This is a genomic window from Dactylosporangium sp. CA-152071, from assembly GCF_050936335.1.
GTDB lineage: Bacteria > Actinomycetota > Actinomycetes > Mycobacteriales > Micromonosporaceae > Dactylosporangium > Dactylosporangium maewongense.
In genome coordinates this window covers 370755-390309 of record NZ_JBNJMZ010000001.1, presented here as the reverse complement: position 1 = coordinate 390309, position 19555 = coordinate 370755, and the positions used below count along the sequence as shown (strand labels likewise).

Genomic DNA, 19555 nt, shown 5'->3' with positions numbered 1-19555 from the left:
TCCGCGCCACGGCACGATGCCAGCAACACAAGTGCTGTGGGAGACCGCTGCCTGTTTCCCGGTGTCCGGCGCGTCGAGCCGGACCCATCGCTTCCGGCACCCGAAGGACGAATCGATGACGACCGTCATGGAACCCGCCGCGGCGCGTACCGACGCCTGGCTGGCCGCCGACCTCGACGAGTGGACCGTCCGCGTGGTCCGCCGGCACTTCGACCCGGTGACGGGCAGCCCGTACTGGCTGGCCCGCCGGCCACACCTCGGGTTCGACCCGCTCGACATCACCCGCTACGACGACCTGGCGCAGTTCGGGCCGTTCTCGCTGGCCACGCTGCGCGAGCTCGACCCCGTGCAGCTGGTCCCCGCCGACGTGCCGCGGCCCCTCGCGGGGCGGATCTGGGAGTCCGGCGGCACCACCGGCAAGCCGTGCCGCATCTTCCACACCCCGTCGATGGCCGAGCACCACACCGCGTGGCGGCTGGCGGGGCTGCGCCTCAGCGGCTTCGAGCCCGGCCGCACCTGGCTGTACGCGTGCCCGAGCGGCCCGCACATCGTCGGCCGCGGCGCGAACCAGATCGCGGAGCTCTACGAGTCGACCGTGTACACGATGGACCTCGACCCGCGGTGGATCAAGACGCTGATCCGCGACAGCCGCCTGGTCGAGATGAACATGTACGTCGAGCACACCATCGAGCAGATGACCGACGTGCTGGAGACGGGCCGGGTGCACTACCTGGAGACGACGCCGGCGATCATGCAGGCGCTCATCTCCCGCCGCCCCGAGCTGGTCTCGGGCCTTTCGGGCGTCGGCCTCGGCGGCACCCAGCTGACCCCGCCGATGTACACGGAGATCGCCGAGGCGCTGCAGGGCGGCGTGATCGGCATGACGTACGGCAACACGTTCGGCTGCGCTATGGGCCTGCCGGTCGAGCGGGACGGCGCGATCCTGCCGTACCTGCCCAACTATCCGCAGGTCACGATGGCCGTCGTCGACAAGGAGGACCCGCGCCGGACGGTCGGCTACGGCGAGACCGGCCGGGTGCGCCTCACCGTCCTGCACGACGACCTCTTCCTGCCCAACATCATGGAGCGCGACCAGGCGGTCCGGCACCGGGTCGAAGGCTGGCCCTGTGACGCCGTCGCCAATGTACGGCCGCTGCAGATCAGCTCCGCCGCGCCCGAAGGGCTCTACTGAGCCGCGTTCGCAAACCCCCACACAGAGTCGATGAGGAGTCGTTGGTGGACACAGGTCTGAAGCGGGAACTGGAGGCGAAGGTCGTCGCCGGTGAGCGGCTCAGCCGCGAGGACGGTATCGCGCTGTACGCGTGCGACGACCTCGCCTGGCTCGGCGGGCTGGCGCACCACGTACGTACCGAGAAGAACGGTGACGTGGTCCACTTCAACGTCAACCGGCACCTGAACATGACGAACGTCTGCACGGCGTCGTGCGCGTACTGCTCCTTCCAGCGCAAGCCGGGAGAGAAGGACGCCTACACGATGCGGATCGAGGACGCCGTCCGCCTCGCCAAGGAGATGGAGAGCGAGCAGCTCACCGAGCTGCACATCGTCAACGGCCTGCACCCGACGCTGCCGTGGCGCTACTACCCGCGCTCGATCCGGGCGCTGAAGGAGGCCCTGCCGCCGACCGTGGCGATCAAGGCCTTCACCGCGACCGAGATCCACTGGTTCGAGCGGATCTCCGGCCTGTCCGCCGAGGACGTCCTCGACGAACTCATCGACGCCGGCCTGGAGTCGCTGACCGGCGGCGGCGCGGAGATCTTCGACTGGGAGGTCCGCCAGCACATCGTCGACCACGCCACCCACTGGGAGGACTGGTCGCGCATCCACCGGCTCGCGCACCGCAAGGGCCTCAAGACGCCGTGCACCATGCTGTACGGCCACATCGAGGAGCCGAAGCACCGCGTCGACCACGTGCTGCGGCTGCGCGAGCTGCAGGACGAGACCGGCGGCTTCCACGTCTTCATCCCGCTGCGGTACCAGCACGACTTCCACGACTCGCGGGACGGCAAGATCCGCAACAAGCTCATGGCCCGCACCACGATGGCGACCGGCGCCGAGGCGCTGAAGACCTTCGCGGTGTCCCGGCTGCTGTTCGACAACGTCCAGCACGTCAAGGTGTTCTGGGTGATGCACGGCCTGCAGACCGCCGAGCTGGCGCTCAACCACGGCGCCGACGACATCGACGGCTCGGTCGTCGAGTACAAGATCACCCATGACGCGGACGAGTTCGGCACCCCGGACAAGATGACCCGGGAGAGCCTGCTCGACCTGATCCGCAACGCCGGTTTCCGGCCGGTCGAGCGCAACACCCGCTACGAGATCATCCGCGAGTTCGACGGACCGGACCACGCGCGCCGCGAGACGCCCCAGCCGATGCGGGTCTGACCGTGCCGGCCACCGTACGAGAAGACAAGGCAGGTGAGCGCGGGTGACCGCAGCGACGACACCGCAGCAGGACCAGCTCGAGGTCTGGATCGACCAGGGTCTGTGCACCGGCGACGGGATCTGTGCGCAGTACGCGCCCGACGTCTTCGAGCTGGACGTGGACGGGCTCGCCTACGTCAAGGGCGACGACGGGGAGCTGCGCCACACGCCCGGCACGGCGGTGCTGGTGCCGCTGGTCGCGGCGCAGGACGTCATCGACTCGGCGAACGAGTGCCCCGGCGACTGCATCCACGTGCGCCGCCAGGGCGACGGCGTCGAGGTGTACGGCCCGGAAGCGCAGACGCCGTGACCGTGACGGCGGCCGGACCGGCCGGCACGGGTGCCCGCACGCTGCTCGGCAGCCTGTTGCCCGCCGGCACGGCCGTCGTCGAGGCGTTCGACGACGCGCTGCCGGCGCCGCTGTTCCCGCAGGAGCTGGCGGCGCTCGGCAACGCGGTGGCGAAGCGCCGCGCGGAGTTCATGACCGGCCGGCGGTGCGCCCGGGAGGCGCTCGGCCGGCTCGGGTTCGGCCCGGTCGCGATCCCGGCCGGGCCCCGCCGCGAGCCGGTGTGGCCGGCCGGCGTGGTCGGCACCATCACCCACTGCGCCGGCTACCGGGCCGCCGCGGTGGCCCGCGCCGGGCACCTCACCACCGTCGGCATCGACGCCGAGCCGCACGCGCCGCTGCCCGACGGGGTCCTGGACAGCATCACGCTCGTCGAGGAGCGCCGGCACCTGCGGCAGCTGGACGGGCAGCGGCCCGGGATCCACTGGGACCGGCTGCTGTTCAGCATCAAGGAGTCGGTGTTCAAGGCGTGGTACCCGCTGACCGGCCGCTGGCTGGACTTCACCGAGGCCACGGTGACGATCGCGCCGCAGCGCGAGACGTTCCACGCCTGGCTGCTGGTCCCGGGGCCCGTGGTCGGCGGCGTCGAGGTCGCCGGCTTCGCCGGCCGCTGGCTCGTCGACCGCGGCCTGGTCCTCACCGGCATCGCCGTCCCGGCCCGGCAGCCTTCCTACGCCGCCTGACCGCCCCTCCCATGATCCGGAAGACTTGTTGCCGTCATAGCGACAACTTCTTTACCGGATCATGGGCGGCCGCGCGCGGGAGCCGGGCGGCCGTCCGCGACCCGTCCGGCGCGGTGGCGGGGCGGGAAGAGCAGCAGGCCGGCGACCGCGCCGCAGAGCAGGGCGATGCCGTGCTGGTCCGGCCGCGCGGCGAGCGCACCGGCGCCGACCAGCGCGGCGAGGCCCGCGGCGAACGCGATCCCGGTGTAGCGGTCCCGGCGCAGCAGGATGCTCATCACCACCAGGACCACGGTCGGGGCCACGGTCGCGCCGACGACCCCGCCGAAGCCGAGCCCGGCCACGCACGCCACGTAGTACGGCACCACGAACGCGTGCGGGCGGGTCGCCGCGCCGGGGCGCAGGAGCAGCAGCGTCGCCAGGGCGCCGGCGAGGCCGCAGACGGCGAGGGAGTTGCCGGAGCCGGTCGGGTCCAGCCGCTCGCCGAAGGCCTCACCGGCCAGCCCGATCCCCACGTACAGCACGAGCCAGCGCAACGTGCCGAACCGGCGCTCGGCGATGACGCCGACGACGACCAGTGAACCGATGTTGAACAGGATCTGGCCCCAGCCCGAACCCTGCACGAGCAGCGGCGTGAACCACCGCCACCACTCGCCGTCGTGCAGCGCCGGGTAGTTGCGCCGGAACCGTTCCAGGACGTCGGGGTCGTGGAGCTGGGCCGCGGCACCGAGCGTGGTGATCAACGCGACGACCACGGTGGCGATCGGCAGGCCCGCGCGGTGGCGGGTTTCGACGGCGGTCACTACTCATACGCTACCGGTCGCGTGCTCGTCCCTCTCGGCTCGCTCGGCGAACTAGGCGTTCTCTTAACCGCGATCGCCGATGCTTCTGTACCGAGCATGGGAGGCGAGACGTGCAACCAGTGACGCAGGCGGACGTCGAGGCGTGGATCCTGCGCCACGTCGCGGAGAAGGTCGGCGCGGGCGCGGTGGAGCCCGACGCGGTGCTCGCCGACCTCGGCCTGTCCTCCCGCGACGCCCTGGTGCTGCTCGGCGACCTGCAGCAGCTGCTGGGCCGGCCCGTCGAGGCGACCGTCTTCTGGCAGTACCCGACGGCGCGGCTGCTGGCCCGCCACCTCACCGGTACCGGCGAACCCGTGGCGGCACTCGAACGCACGGCGAAACCCGAGGTGAACGAGCCGATCGCCGTCATCGGCATGGGCTGCCGCTTCCCGGGCGCCACCGGCCCCGACGCGTTCTGGCGGCTGCTGGAGACCGGCACCGACGCCGTCGGCGGCGACGTGCCCGGCCACCCGCCGCTCGGCCGACCGCACGGGCTGCTCGCCGACGTCGACCAGTTCGACGCGGAGTTCTTCGCCGTCTCCGGCAAGGAGGCCGGGCACGTCGACCCGCAGCACCGGCTGCTGCTCGAGGTCGCGTGGGAGACCCTGGAAGACGCGGGGGTCGTGCCGGCGAGCCTGGCCGGCACCCGCACCGGCGTGTTCGTCGGCATCAGTGGCAGCGACTACGGCCGGCTCATCGCCCGCGAGCCGCACCTGCACACCCCGTACTCCGGGACCGGCCAGGCGCTGAGCGTCGCGGCGAACCGCATCTCCTACGCGCTGGACCTCAAGGGCCCCAGCGTCGCCGTCGACACCGCCTGCTCGTCCTCGCTGGTGGCGCTGCACATGGCCTGCCGCAGCCTGCGCCTCGGCGAGTCCGACACCGCGCTCGCCGGCGGCGTCAACCTGCTGCTGGACACCGACGGCACCGACGTCTTCGAGCAGGCCGGCATGATGGCCGCCGATGGGCGGTGCAAGACCTTCGACGCCGCCGCCGACGGCTACGTCCGCGCCGAGGGCTGCGGCCTGGTGCTGCTCAAACGCCTCGACGCGGCGGTCCGCGACGGCGACCGGATCCTCGCCGTCGTCCGCGGGTCCGCGGTCAACCAGGACGGCCGCAGCAACGGCCTCACCGCCCCGCACGGCGGCGCCCAGCAGGACGTCCTGCGCGACGCCCTGCACGACGCGGGCCTCGCGCCCGGCGACATCGACTACGTCGAGGCGCACGGCACCGGCACCCCGCTCGGCGACCCGATCGAGGCGGCCGCGCTCACCGCCGTCCTCGGCGACGGCCGGCCCGCGAGCGAGCCGCTGATGCTCGGCTCGGTGAAGACCAACATCGGCCACGCCGAGGCCGCGGCCGGCATCGCCGGGGTGCTCAAGGTCGTGCTGATGCTGCGGCACGAGCACGTGCCGGCCCATCTGCACCTGCGCGAACGCAACCCGCGCATCCCCGCGGACGCGCCGCTGACCGTGCCGTCCACCGGGCAGCCGTGGCGGCCGCGGCGCGGCACCCTCACCGCCGGCGTCAGCTCGTTCGGGTTCGGCGGCACCAACGCCCACGTCATCCTCCAGGCCGCGCCGGCCCCGGCGAAGCCGCCCGCGAACAAGGGCAACGTCCGCACCTCGCACCTGGTCACCGTCAGCGCCAAGACACCGGCGGCGGTCGCCGCGCTCGCCGCCCGGTACGCGACCCGCCTCGAACAGCGGCCCGCCCCTTCGCTCGCCGACCTCACCGCCTCCGTCCACACCGGACGGTCGCACTTCCGGCACCGGGTCGCGTTCGCCGCCCGTACCGGCGAAGAAGCCGCCGAACAGCTGCACCGGATCGCCTCGGGGACGGCCCACCAGGGCCTGCACCCCGGCGAGCGTCCGCCCGGCGGTCCCGGTGGCATCGCGTTCCTGTTCAGCGGGCAAGGGTCGCAGTACGCCGACATGGGCCGCCAGCTGTACGTGACGAACGCGCAGTTCCGCGCCACCCTCCTGGGCTGCGACGAGATCCTCCGGGACCTGATCGGCCGCAGTCTCCAGACGGTGTTGTTCCCGGAGCCGGCCGAGCGGCACCTGCTCGACGAGACGCGCTATACGCAACCGGCGCTGTTCTGCCTCCAGTACGCCCTGGCCCGGCTGTGGACCGGCTGGGGCGTGCACCCCGGCCACCTGCTGGGCCACAGCGTCGGCGAGCTCGCCGCGGCCTGCGTCGCCGGGGTCTTCGACCTCGAGGACGGGCTGCGGCTGGTCGCCGCCCGCGGCCGGCTCGTGCAGGAGCGCAGCGCACCCGGCGCGATGCTCGCCGCGTTCACCGGCGAGGACACGGTCCGGGCCGCGCTCGCCGCCGTCGCCGACCCGAGCCTGGCGATCGCCGCGGTCAACGCCGGCACCAACGTCACCGTCGCCGGCACCGCCGAGGCCGTCGCGGCCGTCGAGGCGCACCTGACTGCCGCCGGGGTGATGGTGCGGCCGGTGAAGTCCACGCTCGCGTTCCACTCGCCGATGATGGCCGCGGCCCGCGACGCCTTCGCCGAGGTCGCCGCCGCCGTGACCTACCGGGCGCCGCGGATCCCGCTGGTCAGCGACCTGGACGGCCGGCTCTTCGACGACCAGTACCGCCCCGACGCGGCGTACTGGACCAGGCACCTCACCTCGACGATCCGCTACGCCGACGGCGTGCGGCGGCTGGCCGAGGCCGGCTGCACCACGTTCGTCGAGGTCGGACCCGGTCAGGTGCTGCTCGGCGCCGGTCGCCGGGTGGTGTCCGGCGCCCGGTGGCTGCCGTCGCTGCGCACCGGCGCGGAGGACGGCGACGTGCTCACCGATTCGCTCGCCCAGCTGTACGCCGCCGGGCACGACCTCGACTGGGCCGCCTTCCACGACGGGTTCCGCCGCCGGCGGGTCGACCTGCCCACCTACCCGTTCCAGCGCAGACGGTTCTGGCTGCCCACGGCGACCCTGCCGAAGCCCGCACCGGCATCGATCCCCGTCCAGAGAGGGGCTGAGGAGCACGTGGCACAACCGACGTCGGCAGGAGCGGACGCCCGCGTCCTGGCGGAGCTGGGCCAGGTGGTGACGACGCTGCTGGAGTCCGACGCGCCGATCGACCCGGACATGTCGTTCCTGGAGCTCGGCGCCGACTCCATGACGCTGTTCCACACGATCCAGAGCATCCAGCGCACCTACGAGGTGGTCATCCCGATCGGGATGCTGTTCGAGGAGGTGAACACGCTGCGGCGGCTGGCGGGGTACATCGTGCGCAACGCCCCGGCCGCGGTGCTGGCCCTGCGTGAGCCGCCTCCGCCCGCCGCGCCGGCCCCGCTGCCCGTGATCAGCCCGCCGCCTGCCGCCGCGGTGCTGCCACCGGTCGCGCCGGGTGGGGGCAGCGCCGTCGACCGGTTCCTCGACGTCCACGCGCAGGTGATGGATCAGGCGTACGAGCTGATCCGCCGCCGCCAGCCCGGCGCCGCGCCTTCCGCAGCACCCGCGTTGCCCGCGCCCGCTGTGGCGCCCGCGCCTGCCGCGCCGGTGGAACAGGCGGTGCAGCGCACGGCGATTCCGGCCGCGCCGCAGGGGACGTTCGTCGCGTTCGGCCCCCGCACCGGCGGCGCCTCGCGGAAGCTCACCGACGCCCAGCGGGCGTTCATCGCCGACCTGTCCAGCGCGTACTGCGCCCGCACCGCCGGCTCCCGCGCCCAGGCCGCCGCCGAGCGGGTGGGCCACGCCGACGTCCGGCACGCGCCGCAGCCGTACCTCAACCTCAAGGAGACCCGCTACCCGATCGTGGTGGCCCGGTCCAACGGGGCCAGGGTGTGGGACGTCGACGGCAACGAGTACGTCGACCTCACCATGGGCTTCGGGGTGAACCTGTTCGGCCACAACGAGCCGTTCATCAACGAGGCCATCACCGCCCAGCTCGCCGACGGCATGCAGCTCGGGCCGCACTCGCCGCTGGTACCGGAGACGACCGACCTCATCAGGCGGCTGACCGGCAAGGAACGGGTCGTCTACTGCAACACCGGCTCCGAGGCGGTGATGGTGGCGGTCCGGCTGGCCCGGGCGGTCACCGGGCGGCACCGGATCGCGATGTTCGCGGGCGCCTACCACGGCACCGCCGACCCGATCCTGGCGCGGCAGGACATCGAGGGCTCCTCCGGCGAGTCGGTGCCGATGGCGCCCGGCATCCCGCCGGAGGTCAGCGCCAACGCGCTCGTGCTGCCCTACGGCGACCCGGCGTCGCTGCAGGTGCTGCGGGAGCGGGTGCACGAGCTCGCCGCGGTGATCGTCGAGCCGGTGCAGAGCCGCCGCCCCGACATCCAGCCCGTCGAGTTCCTGCGCGAGGTCCGCCGGATCACCGCCGACGCCGGCACCCCGTTCGTCTTCGACGAGGTCATCACCGGGTTCCGGATGCACCCGAACGGCGCCCAGGGTCTCTTCGGCATCGCCGCCGACATCACCACCTACGGCAAGGTCGTCGGCGGCGGAATGCCGATCGGGGTGGTCGCCGGCGACGCGAAGTACCTCGACGCCATCGACGGCGGCGCCTGGGAGTTCGGCGACCAGCCGTACCCGCAGACGGTCCGCACCTTCTTCTCCGGCACGTTCTGCAAGCACCCGCTGTCGATGGCCGCCGCCCGGGCGGTCCTGCGGGAGCTGGTCCGCCGCGGCCCGGCGCTGCAGGAGGAGCTCAACGCCAGGACCGAGGCCTTCGGCGCCCGCCTCGACGCGAGGTTCGAGGGCGCGGGCGTGCCGATCCGCGTCGCCCGGTTCGGTTCGCTGTTCCGGCTCCGGCTGGTCGAGGAGCCCGCGAACTCGGAGCGGTCCGAGATCTTCCACACGATGCTCGTCCACGACGGCCTGTACATCTGGGAGGGCCGCAACTGCTTCCTGTCCCTCGCCCACACCGACGAGGACCTGGACAGGATCGAGGCGGCCGTCGTGAAGGCCGCCGACGCGATGACCGCCAACGGGCTGTTCCCCGGCGCCCGGCTGATGCTGGCGGGCGCGCTGTGACGTCCCGGCACCCGATCCAGGTGCTCGAGGGCGTCGGCACCCTCGTCGACCTGCTGCGCCACCAGGCCGCGAACAGGCCGGACCAGCCCGCCTGCACCGAGCTGGACAGCCACGGCGAGGAGGTGCTGACCCTCACCTACGCGCAGCTGGAGGAGCGGGTCCGCGACACCGCGGCGCTGCTGCAGCAGACCACGCAGCCGGGCGACCGGGCGATGCTGATGCTGCCCAACGGCGTCGACTTCGTCGTCGCGTTCTTCGCCTGCGCCTACGCGGGGCTCGTCGCGGTGCCGTCACCGGCCCCGGACGCGATCCACGGCGGGAAGCGGACCCTCGGCCGGCTCGGCGGGATCGTCAAGGACGCCGACCCCGCCGTCGTGCTCACCACCGCCGAGCACGCCGAGTCGTCGCTCGTCGCCGACCTCGGCAGCGTCGAGCCGATCGTCGTGGCCGACGTGCCGGAGGGCCTCGCCGGGCTGTGGCGCGACCCCGGGGTGCGGCCGTCGGATCCGGCGTTCCTGCAGTACACGTCGGGCTCCACGAGCGCGCCGAAGGGTGTCGTGCTCAGTCACGGCAACGTGCTGGCCAACGCCGCCGCCATCGCGGTCCTCGTCGAGGCGCCGGCCTGCGACCCCGCCGACTTCTGCGTCGTGAGCTGGCTGCCGGTCTTCCACGACATGGGTCTCGCCCAGCTGATCGGCGGCCTGTACCCGGGCGGCCGGGCCGTGCTGCTGCCGCCGATGGCGCTGCTCATGCGGCCGTTCGTCTGGCTGGACACGATCAGCCGCTTCCGCGCCTGGGTCTCCTCCGCCCCGAACTTCGCCTACGAGCTGTGCGTCGCGAAGATCACCGAGGAGCAGAAGGCGCGGCTCGACCTGAGCCCGTGGCGGGTCGCGCTCAACGGCGCCGAGCCCGTGCGGCACGGCACGCTCACCGCGTTCATGTCGGCGTTCGCCGGGGCCGGGTTCAGCCCGTCGACGTTCCGGCCCTGCTACGGCCTGGCGGAGGCGGTCGTGTACGTCAGCGGCGCCCGGCTCCCGGACGACGCCCGCCACGTCGACCTGGACGCCTCGGCGCTGGCGGAGCGCGGGGAGCTCGTCGCGGCGCGGCCGGGGCACCCGTCGCGGCAGGTCGTCGCGTGCGGCCGCGTCCCGGCCAACCTCGACGTGAGGATCGTCGCCGCCGGTGTACCGGCTCCGGAAGGCCTGGTGGGGGAGGTCTGGGTGGCCGGCGACAGCGTCTCCGGTGGCTACTGGCGGCAGCCGGAGGCGACCGAGGCCCGTTTCGGCGGCACGCTTGAGGACTGTCCCGGCGTCGGCTTCCTGAAGACCGGCGACCTCGGGTTCCTGCGCGACGGTCAGCTCTACGTGCTGGGCCGCATCGACGACCTGATCATCGTGGACGGGCGCAACCACTACCCGAGCGACATCGAGCGCACCGTCAGCGCCGCGCACCCTGCCGTCGGCCCGGACTGCGTGGCGGCGTTCCAGTTCGGCGACGACGGCCGGCTCGGCGTCGTCGCCGAGACCGCCCGCCAGGTCCGGATCTCGCGGGCGCCGGGCGGCGACGGCGTCGCGTTCGACGAGATGGTCGCCGCGGTCCGCCGGGCGGTCGCCGACGAGCACCAGCTGCACGTCGCGTCGGTGACCCTGCTGCGCCCCGGCGGCCTGCCCCGCACCACCAGCGGCAAGGTTCAGCGCAAGCGGAGCCGCGAGCTGCTGCCCGACGGCGGGCCCAAGGCGTGGTGACCGGTACCGTACTGCCGATGCGCACCTTGTTCGACACGCCTTCCACGTACAGCACCGACCCCGCCGCGCAGGCAGGTCCGGTGCCGCCGGTGCAGGCGGTGCTCTTCGACTTCGCCAACACGATCTTCCACATGATCGACGCCGAGCAGTGGCTGCGGCTGATCGCCGCCGACACCGGCCGGGCCGGGGAGCTCGACGACCCGGCCGTGCTCGCGGCGGCGCTCACCGACCTCGCCGCCGCCTACCAGCTGCCGGAGGTCCTCGCCGTGCAGGCGGGCCGCGACCTGTCCGCCGACCGGCACCGCTCGGCGATGCTCGCCTGGTTCGCCGCGGTGCCGTTCCTTCGCGGTCACGAGGCGGCCGCGCACGCCCGGATGATCCACACCGAGTCGTGGGTGCCGTACCAGGACACCGGCTTCGTCCTGCGCGGGCTGCGTTCGCGCGGTGTCCGGGTCGGGGTGGTCAGCGACATCGCCTGGGACATCCGGGCGCACGTCGCGCACTTCGGCCTCGGCGATCTCGTCGACACATACGCGCTGTCCTACGAGGCCGGCCGGGAGAAGCCCGACCCGGAGCTGTTCCGCAAGGCGTGCGCGGACCTCGGCGCCGACCCCCGGGCGACGCTGATGGTCGGCGACAACCCGGTCCGTGACGGCGGCGCCTCCGCCGCTGGGCTGCGCTGCTTCATCCTGCCGGCGGAGCACCGCACCGGCGACCGCGGTCTGGCTCCGGTCCTGGACCTGGTGCCCGCGGTGCGGTGACCGCTTTGTGGTATTGGTCGCCTATTAGTCCCTGCGGGCTCGGAACCAACCCAGGCTGAGCGCCAGCGTCAGGTAGAGGGCCAGGTCCGCGTACGCCATCCGCAGCGACGGCAGCCTCGGCTTCGCCGCGGTCGCGTGGACCTGGCCGACGACGTCGCCGGCGTTGGACAGCAGCAGCCGGGACGGCAGGTAGGACCAGGTTTCGAGGGCCCGCGCCGCGCCGTACGCGAGGAACACCACGGCGAACAGGGTGGCGATGGCCGCCGCGTGCTGGCGCAGCAGGGCACCCAGACCGAAGCCGACCATGGCGATCACGAACAGGTACAGCCCGGCGCTGCTCACCGCCCGCAGCACGCCCGGGTCGCCGAGCCCCACGGCCAGGCCGTGCCGGTCCAGGAGGGCCTGGCCGAGCAGGAACGTGCCGAACGCCAGCGCCTCGCCGAGCACCAGCGTGACGCCGCCCGTGACCAGCAGCTTCGCCAGCAGCGCGACACCCCGCCGCGGGGTGGCGGCCAGCGTCGGCACGATCGTGCCGGACGCGTGCTCGGTCGTCACCGAGAGTGCTCCCAGCACGCCGAACGCCAGCTGCGCGAACGTCAGCCCGCCGAACGCGGCGCCGACGGCGTCGAACGCGGCCCGGTCCGCCGCCGGCACGGTGCCGATCGTGCCGGTGACGCACAGCCCGACGGCGAGGACCGCCGCGACGGCGACCGCCAGCCACGTCGACCGGACCGACCAAAGCTTGATCCACTCCGCGTGGGCCGTGCGGCGCAGCACCGTCATCGCGCGCCTCCCTGCTTCGCGCGGTACTGCGTCGACGCCGCGGTGACGGCGAAGTACGCGTCCTCGAGGGTGGCGTGGCCGCGGGTGAGCTCCTGGATGCTCTGGTCGGCCAGGAGCCGGCCGGCGCCGATGACGAGCAGATGGTCGGCGACGAGGGCCATCTCCGTGATGAGGTGGCTGGACACCAGCAGCGTGCGGCCCTCGGCGGCGAGGTCGCGCAGCAGCGTCCGGAACCAGTGCACGCCCTCCGGGTCCAGGCCGTTGACCGGCTCGTCGAGGATGAGGACCGGCGGGTCGCCGAGCAGCGCGGCGGCGATGCCGAGGCGCTGGCGCATGCCGAGGGAGTAGCCCCGCACGCGCCGCCCGGCGACCGCTTCCAGGCCGGTCCGGCCGAGGACCTCCCCGACGCGGTGCTTCGGCAGCCCGTTGCTGGCGGCGAGCCACCGCAGGTGCGCGTGCGCGGTCCGGCCGCCGTGCACGGTCGCCGCGTCCAGCAGCGCACCGACCTCGCGCAGCGGCGTCTCCATCAGCCGGAACGACCGGCCGTCGAACGTGACCCGCCCGGCCGTCGGCGTGGTCAGGCCGAGCAGCATCCGGATGGTGGTGGACTTGCCCGCGCCGTTGGGGCCGAGGAACCCGGTGACCCGGCCCGGCCGCACGTCGAACGTCACCGCGTCCACGACGGTGCTGCCGCCGTAGCGTTTGCTCAACTGTCGAACCTCGATCATGCCGTCGACGATCGCAGCGGGCCGTCGCGGTGTCGTCTGCCGCTCGTACCCCCACCGCGCGGGCTACCGCACCAGCCGAATGGCCGGGTTGTCTGCCGCGCGGCATACACCCCGGGGAGGACGACGGTGGCGGGTGCCGGTCGTACGCTCGGCGACATGACCACCGAGCTGCGCCCGCCGCTGCGGCATCGGCTGCGGCCCTGGCACTGGCTCGTTGTCGATGTCGTCGCCGCGCTGCTGTATGCCGTCCCCGCCGGCGGCATCATCGCGGTGAAGGCCGACCCGGGGTGGCTTGCCGTCGCCGCGCTGGCGGTGTCGTGCGGGGTCCTGCCCCTCGCGCGCCGGTTCCCGCTGACCGCGTCGCTGGCCGCCCTCGCGGTGTTCTGGCTCAGCCCGCTGTCGAGCCGGCTCGGGTGGATGGCGCTTGTACCGGCCGCGTATGCGCTGTACCGGGTGGCGGAGCGGCACCGCGGGCGGACGGCCGTCCTCGCGCTGGTGGCCGGCCTCACCGGTCCCGTGGCGACGGCACTGCCCGGGTTCCGGCACGTCGGCGGCGTCCTGCCGTTCGCGCTGCTGCTCGTCGCGGCGTGGCTGGTCGGCTTCATGGTGCACCAGCACCGTCGGTATACCGAGGAGCTGCTGCGGCACCGGGCCCGGCAGGCGGACGCCGAGGTGGAGCGGGCGGCCCGCCGCAGCGCCGACGAGCGGTTGCGCATCGCCCGCGAGCTGCACGACGTCGTGGCCCACAGCATGAGCGTGATCACGGTGCAGGCCACGTACGGCCGGCTGATGCTGGACCGCGAGCCGGCGAAGGCGTCCGACGCGCTCGCGGCGATCGAGACAACCGGCCGGGAGTCCCTCGCGGAGCTGCGACGGGTGCTCGGCGCGCTGCGTGACGAGCGGCCCGCCGCGACCGCGCCCGCACCCGGGCTGCCCGACCTGCCACGCCTGGCGGCGCAGACCGAGGCGGCCGGCGTGCGGGTGGACCTCGCGGTGACCGGCGACCCGCGCCCGCTCGGCGCCGGCCTGGAGCTGACCGTGTACCGGATCGTGCAGGAGGCCCTCACCAACGTCATCCGCCACGCCGCGGCGACCCGCGCGCGGGTCTCGGTCGCCTACGCCGGCGCCGAGGTCACCGTCGAGGTCACCGACGACGGCCGGGGCGCCGAGGAGGTCCTGGACCCTGCCGCCGACGGACACGGGTTGAGCGGCATGCGCGAGCGCGCGGCCCTGTTCGGCGGCACCCTGTCCACCGCCTCGCCCCCGTCAGGAGGCTTCACGGTCCGCGCCGCCCTGCCGATACCGGCAGCCGCCGTTCCGGACGCCGCCGCACGTGCCCGGTCGGGTGTGCCGACGGACACCGGGCCGGGCGTGGCGACGGGTGCCGGGCCGGGCGTGACGACGGGTGCTGTGACGGTGACGGCTGCGGGGGTCGCGACGGATGCGGCGGCGGGGGCTGTGCCGGGAGCGGCGGCAGGGACGTTGACGGACACGGTGGCACGGTGACCGAGGCCCGGGTGGTGGCCGCAGTAAGGACGCATCCCGTCCTGCTGCCGCCGCCGGTGCCGGCCTGCGTGCCGGTTGGGGGTGCGGCCGTGTCGACGGCAATCGTGATGGACGTGGCGGGAGGGGCTGCCTTCGTGCCGCCTGAGGGCGCGGCCGTGGTGGCGGCGACGGTGATGGCCGCGGCCGGGAAGTTGGTTGCCTGCGTGGTGGTTGAGGGCGCGGCGTGGTGGCGGCGACGACCGTGATGGATGTGGCGGGGGAGGAGGTTGCCTTCGTGCCGGCTGAGGGCGCGGCAGCGGCGGCGGCGACCGTGCTGGCCGCGGGCGGAAAGGAGGTTGCCTGCGTGCCGGCTGAGGACGTGGCAGTGGTCGTGGCGATGCTGACGGGTGCGGCGGCGCGGTCTGAGGGTGCGGCGGCGGTGGCGGCGATGCTGACGGGTGCGGCGGCGCGGTGAACGAGGTCCGGGTGGTCGTCGCCGACGACCAGGCGCTCGTCCGGGTCGGGCTGTGCGGCATCGTGGCGACCGGTGACGGCCTGACCGTGGTCGGCGAGGCGGCCGACGGGCTGGTGGCCGTCGACGTCGTCACCCGGCTGGCGCCCGACGTGGTGCTCATGGACATCCGCATGCCCGTCCTCGACGGCATCGAGGCGACCCGCAGGATCACCGCCTCGACGGACAGCCGGGTGCTGATCCTGACGACGTTCGACCTCGACGAGTACGTCTACGGCGCGCTGCGCGCGGGGGCCAGCGGGTTCCTGCTCAAGGACGCGCCGCCCGAGGACCTGCACGCGGCGATCAGGGTCATCGCGGCCGGCGACGCCCTCCTGGCGCCCGGTGTGACCCGCCGCCTGATCGCCACCTTCGCCGCATCGTCCGCCGCCTCCGTGGATCCCGCCCCCGTGCCGCCGGGGCCGAGACCGGCGCCCGACCCGCTCGGCGGCCTGACCGACCGCGAGCGGCAGGTGCTCGCCCTGGTCGCCGAGGGACTCACCAACGCTGAGATCGGGCTACGCCTGCACATCACCGCCGGCACCGCCAAGACCCACGTGGCCCGGCTGCTGCACAAGCTCGACGCCCGCGACCGCATCCAGCTGGTCATCATCGCGCACCGCGCCGGCCTGGCTCCCTGAAGCCGCGCCGCCGCGGACCTACGCTGCGCGGCCCGCTCGACGTTCCTTCAGCCCGTCGCCGCCCGGCATACTCCGCCGGTGAACCTTGACGATTCAGCGTCGCTCCGCCAGCGAATGGAAGCCTGGTACGGTCCTTCGGACGTTGCCGACGTGGCACCGGTGCCGCCGACGATCGACATGCCGCGGGCACTGCGGAGCTGGTACGAGGTCGCCGGTCGCTGGGCCGACGCCATCAACCCATCCGACTCGACAAAGGTGATGAGCCCGGAACAGCTCTACGTCGAGGACGGCAGGCTCGTCTTCATGACCGAGTACATCGGTGACTGGGCCTGGGCCACCGACACCGTCGGCGACGACCCCGCTGTTTACGACCGCAGCGATGACGACGCGGACTGGCGGTTTCTCTCGCCCGGTTTGGGGGAATTCCTGCACCTGTTCTGGTTGTTCAACGCCGTCACGTCGGCCCCGGCGGTGGCGGTTAAGCATTTGGCTCGGCCCAAGGACCTCTCCAGCGTGCAGTCGGGAATGCACCACATCGCGACAGTGAACTGGCGCTGCCCCCTCGAAGTCCTGAAATTCTACGAAGCCGATGGCACGCTGGCCTACATCGCATCCGACGCGGGCAGCCCAAGCGCGTTCATCAACCTCGGTGCCAGCACACGGTCCGCGAATCCTGTCTTCGAGTCCATCGCTGGACAGTCCTGGTATCGGTACCAGCGCCGGCCGGCCGTGGCCGATGGGTGAGTCGACCTGAGCTGCGGAAGGCCGTGTCGGCGCGGTCACTCCTCGGCCAGGAGCTGGGCGATGGGCAGGCGACGGAGGATTGCGATCGGCACCGTCGCGGCGACCGCGGACACGGCGACGCCCGCGGTGAGGGCGATCGCCGCGCACCACACCAGCGGTGCGGTGAGCGTGCCGGCGAAGAGGGCCGCGGCGCCCAGGCCGAGACCCGCGCCGGCGGCGCCGCCGAGCACGCCGATGGCGACGGCCTCGGTGACGACGAGCCGGCGGAGCAGGCCGTCGTGCCAGCCGGTGGCGCCGAGCAGGGCCAGTTCGCCGGAGCGTTCGGAGATCCCGAGGAACAGTACGTCGGCGACGGACACGATGCCGAGCACGATGGTGATGGCGACGGCGAGGTAGTCGACGGTGCGGGCCTGCACCGCGATCGCTTCGCCGAGGAGTGTGCCGACGACCGCGCCGCGGAACGCGAAGGTGATGGCCAGCAGCATGGTGAGCGCGGCGACGCCGATGGCGAGGCTGCCGGCGCCCAGGGCGGCCCGGCCGGGTGTCCGTGCGAGGTAGGACAGGGCGAGGCCGGTGACCCGGCGCGGGCTGCGGCGCCGGGCGGAGGGTGCCGACACGGCGGGCCGGACGGCCACCGCGGGGTCCGGTCTGGCCGCGCGCAGCGCCGGCCACAGCCCCGCCGCGACGGCCAGGAGCAGCGCGACGGGGATCGCCAGCAGGGCGCGGAGCCAGCCGATGTCGAGCCCGAACGCCGCGGCCAGCGGCACGGCGAGCAGGGTCCCAGCGACGCCGGCGGCCAGGCCGATGCCGGTGATCTCGGTGAGGAGGAGTTGGAGCAGCTGTCTTCGGCTCCAGCCGAGGCAGGCGAGCACGCCGAGGTCGGTGCGCCGGGCGCGGGTGGCGGCGTTGGTGGCGTTGAGCACGGCGAGGGCGCACACGACGAGCACGAGGCCGGACAGCAGGACGCTCTTGCGGTCGGCCGCGTGTACCAGTACCGCCGCGACGCCCTTCTTGACCCACGGTTCGGACACGGCGAGGTCCGGTCGTCCGAACTTGCCCGCGGGGTACTGGACGGTGACGCCGGTGGGTGACGAGCCGAGCGTGATGTCGACCTGGAGTCCGGTGCGGCGGGCGAGCTGCTCGGCGACGAGCCGGACCCTTTCGCGGTCGGCGGCGCCCATGCCGACGGTGCCGGCGAGCCGGACCCGCACCATGCTGATCGGGGCCGCGCGGTTGAGCTGGTACTCGGGGTACTCCGGTTTCGTGCCGTACCCGTCGGGGCCGAAGATGACCGGCAGCGCACCCATCGTCGTCAGCATCAGCGGCGGCTGGCTGAGCAGTCCGCTGACGTTGGCGTTCGGCTCGAGGCGGCGGCCGCCGAGGGCCTTGCGGGAAGCGTCGTCGGCCCCCTCGGCGCCGGGGTTGAAGTACGTGTCCATCGGGACGGCGGAGAGCGCGCCGCCCAGCCGCACCCGGGAGGGGTCGAAGGTGCCGACGGCGTCGAGCGCGACGTCCGGCATGGCGATGTCGCCGGGTTGGATGTCGTGCTCGGCGGTGATGTTCGGGTGTGCGGCGACGGCGCCCCGCACGCCGGTGTCGGCGAACTCCATCGGCACGGGGTGGCCGCTGTCGCCGGCGTCGGCGCCGAGCCCCCAGATCTTGAGGTCGTAGGGGACCGGCTCGGTCCGCAGGCCGTCGCCGGCGGGGGTCGTCCTGGCGGGTCCGACGGTCCAGAACCGGTCCAGCCACAGCGTGTTGGACACCGCCATGTCGTCGGGACCGCTCTGGAAGGGGTGGCGCAGCCGGTCGACCATGTCCTGGTACGGCCCGTCGATCGGGACCGTGCGGGTCGCCAGCCGGGTGCCCGGTTGGCCGTCCAGCGCGGCGCGGAGGCCGCGGTTGTCGGTGCCGGCCCGGACCAGCTCGACGGACGCGCCGCCGAGCCGCTGGATCTGCAGTTCGAGCTGAGCGTCGAGCTGCGGCTTGTCGGCGACGAGGATCGGCAGCGAGTCGTAGGGGTAGGGCATGCCGTCGAGCCGGCGCTGGGCGGGCTGCTCGCCGGCGGTGAAGTACCTGCCCGAGGTGACCGCGGTGTCGAGCCCGGCGAGGGCGGCCTCGGCCGCGGGGTCGACGGCGGCCATCAGGAACGGCACCGACCAGGCGAGGGTGACCACCGGCGCGACCGGGTTGCCGAACACGTCGCGGGAGCCGGGCCCGCCGACGCAGGTGAGCGAGGAGCGGCCTGGCAGGTCGGTCGGGTCGATGAAGTCCCGCTCGCCCACGGACTGCACGACGGGGCAGACCGGCTGGCGGCCGCCGCCCGGGTCGACCTCCTCGGCGGGTGGGACGCCTTCGCCGCTGCGCATCTCGCTGAGCTGCTTCTGGTGCAGCACGTTGCGGGTCGAGTACAGGTAGGCCGCGCCGTCCGGGATGCGCGACAGGCCGGCGTCGGTGACCCAGGTCGGCTGCACCTTGATCACCTGCCGTTCGGCGGCCGGGTCGAGGTCGGCGCCGAGCTGCACGGTGACGGGGACGGTCCGGATGACGTAGCCGATGACGGCGACGGGTGCGGCGACGGCGACGCCAGGCACGTTCTGGATCTGGTGCCACTGCTCGACGGTGATGCCCCCGCGCAGGCCGGCGAGCTGACCTGACTGCACCAGGTTGCGCTGCTGTTCCAGGGGCAGGACGCTGCCGGTCGGGCGGATGAGGATGTCGTACGCGGGGCGGAAGTTGGCCTGGACGGTGCCCCCGGCGTCGAGCCGGGCCGTGACGGCGGCCGCGGTCAGCAGGGTGAAGCCGACGACCGCGACGGTGATCATCGAAAGCAGGGCAATAGACCGC

General features: G+C 73.5%; 16 protein-coding genes. 12 read left to right on the top strand and 4 right to left on the bottom strand.

Translation table 11 applies throughout. The features are described from left to right. Nucleotides 1–115: 115 nt before the first annotated feature. From ACQEVZ_RS01510 to ACQEVZ_RS01495, 4 genes are read left to right on the top strand one after another with little or no spacing between them, the layout of a single operon-like run. Complete coding sequence (locus ACQEVZ_RS01510) at nucleotides 116–1192, top strand: hypothetical protein (protein WP_433360188.1); 1077 nt, start codon at nucleotides 116–118, stop codon at nucleotides 1190–1192. A gap of 44 nt (nucleotides 1193–1236) precedes the next feature. Continuing rightward, the gene (gene mqnE / locus ACQEVZ_RS01505; RefSeq protein ID WP_344506556.1) at nucleotides 1237–2403 is read left to right on the top strand and encodes an aminofutalosine synthase MqnE; all 1167 of its coding nucleotides are present in this window, start codon (nucleotides 1237–1239) and stop codon (nucleotides 2401–2403) included. Nucleotides 2404–2446: 43 nt separating this feature from the next. Beyond that, nucleotides 2447–2752, top strand: a complete 306-nt coding sequence (locus tag ACQEVZ_RS01500) for a ferredoxin (RefSeq protein ID WP_360565541.1) — start codon at nucleotides 2447–2449, stop codon at nucleotides 2750–2752. Continuing rightward, entirely contained in the window at nucleotides 2749–3471 is a 723-nt protein-coding gene (locus tag ACQEVZ_RS01495; protein WP_433360183.1) for a 4'-phosphopantetheinyl transferase family protein, read from the top strand. The genes ACQEVZ_RS01500 and ACQEVZ_RS01495 overlap by 4 nt, the downstream gene beginning before the upstream one ends. 59 nt (nucleotides 3472–3530) lie before the next feature. Here ACQEVZ_RS01495 and ACQEVZ_RS01490 read toward each other — a convergent pair whose 3' ends face one another. Next, complete coding sequence (locus ACQEVZ_RS01490; RefSeq protein WP_433360181.1) at nucleotides 3531–4271, bottom strand: rhomboid family intramembrane serine protease; 741 nt, start codon at nucleotides 4269–4271, stop codon at nucleotides 3531–3533. A gap of 110 nt (nucleotides 4272–4381) precedes the next feature. Here ACQEVZ_RS01490 and ACQEVZ_RS01485 point away from each other — a divergent pair, with 110 nt between their 5' ends. Genes ACQEVZ_RS01485 through ACQEVZ_RS01475 form a run of 3 tightly spaced genes read left to right on the top strand, consistent with a single transcriptional unit; the run spans nucleotide 4382 to nucleotide 11819 of the window. Then, nucleotides 4382–9313: a type I polyketide synthase gene (locus tag ACQEVZ_RS01485; RefSeq protein WP_433360179.1), complete on the top strand. Its 4932-nt coding sequence runs from the start codon at nucleotides 4382–4384 to the stop codon at nucleotides 9311–9313. Then, on the top strand, nucleotides 9310–11058 hold the full coding sequence (locus ACQEVZ_RS01480) for a fatty acyl-AMP ligase (RefSeq protein ID WP_433360176.1): 1749 nt from the start codon (nucleotides 9310–9312) through the stop codon (nucleotides 11056–11058). The genes ACQEVZ_RS01485 and ACQEVZ_RS01480 overlap by 4 nt, the downstream gene beginning before the upstream one ends. A 17-nt stretch (nucleotides 11059–11075) precedes the next feature. Then, the gene (locus ACQEVZ_RS01475) at nucleotides 11076–11819 is read left to right on the top strand and encodes an HAD family hydrolase (protein WP_433360173.1); all 744 of its coding nucleotides are present in this window, start codon (nucleotides 11076–11078) and stop codon (nucleotides 11817–11819) included. A 24-nt stretch (nucleotides 11820–11843) separates the two neighbouring features. Here ACQEVZ_RS01475 and ACQEVZ_RS01470 read toward each other — a convergent pair whose 3' ends face one another. Then, nucleotides 11844–12602 carry an ABC transporter permease gene (locus ACQEVZ_RS01470; protein WP_433360170.1) on the bottom strand — a complete coding sequence of 253 codons (759 nt, stop codon included), beginning with the start codon at nucleotides 12600–12602 and terminating at the stop codon, nucleotides 11844–11846. Beyond that, entirely contained in the window at nucleotides 12599–13330 is a 732-nt protein-coding gene (locus ACQEVZ_RS01465; protein WP_433360168.1) for an ABC transporter ATP-binding protein, read from the bottom strand. The genes ACQEVZ_RS01470 and ACQEVZ_RS01465 overlap by 4 nt, the downstream gene beginning before the upstream one ends. A 156-nt stretch (nucleotides 13331–13486) precedes the next feature. Here ACQEVZ_RS01465 and ACQEVZ_RS01460 point away from each other — a divergent pair, with 156 nt between their 5' ends. The 5 genes from ACQEVZ_RS01460 to ACQEVZ_RS01440 all read left to right on the top strand — a co-directional run bounded on the left by ACQEVZ_RS01460 (nucleotide 13487) and on the right by ACQEVZ_RS01440 (nucleotide 16711). Further along, on the top strand, nucleotides 13487–14836 hold the full coding sequence (locus tag ACQEVZ_RS01460) for a sensor histidine kinase (protein WP_433360165.1): 1350 nt from the start codon (nucleotides 13487–13489) through the stop codon (nucleotides 14834–14836). Further along, on the top strand, nucleotides 14833–15081 hold the full coding sequence (locus ACQEVZ_RS01455) for a hypothetical protein (protein ID WP_433360162.1): 249 nt from the start codon (nucleotides 14833–14835) through the stop codon (nucleotides 15079–15081). Before ACQEVZ_RS01460 ends, ACQEVZ_RS01455 begins: the two co-directional genes overlap by 4 nt. Further along, the gene (locus ACQEVZ_RS01450; protein WP_433360158.1) at nucleotides 15063–15290 is read left to right on the top strand and encodes a hypothetical protein; all 228 of its coding nucleotides are present in this window, start codon (nucleotides 15063–15065) and stop codon (nucleotides 15288–15290) included. Before ACQEVZ_RS01455 ends, ACQEVZ_RS01450 begins: the two co-directional genes overlap by 19 nt. Continuing rightward, nucleotides 15287–15967, top strand: coding sequence for a response regulator (locus ACQEVZ_RS01445; RefSeq protein ID WP_433360155.1), 681 nt, complete (start codon nucleotides 15287–15289; stop codon nucleotides 15965–15967). The genes ACQEVZ_RS01450 and ACQEVZ_RS01445 overlap by 4 nt, the downstream gene beginning before the upstream one ends. Before the next feature lie 78 nt (nucleotides 15968–16045). After that, nucleotides 16046–16711 (top strand): hypothetical protein, encoded by a 666-nt coding sequence (locus ACQEVZ_RS01440; protein WP_433360152.1) that lies wholly within the window; start codon nucleotides 16046–16048, stop codon nucleotides 16709–16711. Nucleotides 16712–16746: 35 nt separating this feature from the next. Here ACQEVZ_RS01440 and ACQEVZ_RS01435 read toward each other — a convergent pair whose 3' ends face one another. Next, nucleotides 16747–19533: an FtsX-like permease family protein gene (locus ACQEVZ_RS01435; protein WP_433360149.1), complete on the bottom strand. Its 2787-nt coding sequence runs from the start codon at nucleotides 19531–19533 to the stop codon at nucleotides 16747–16749. Nucleotides 19534–19555 lie beyond the last annotated feature (22 nt).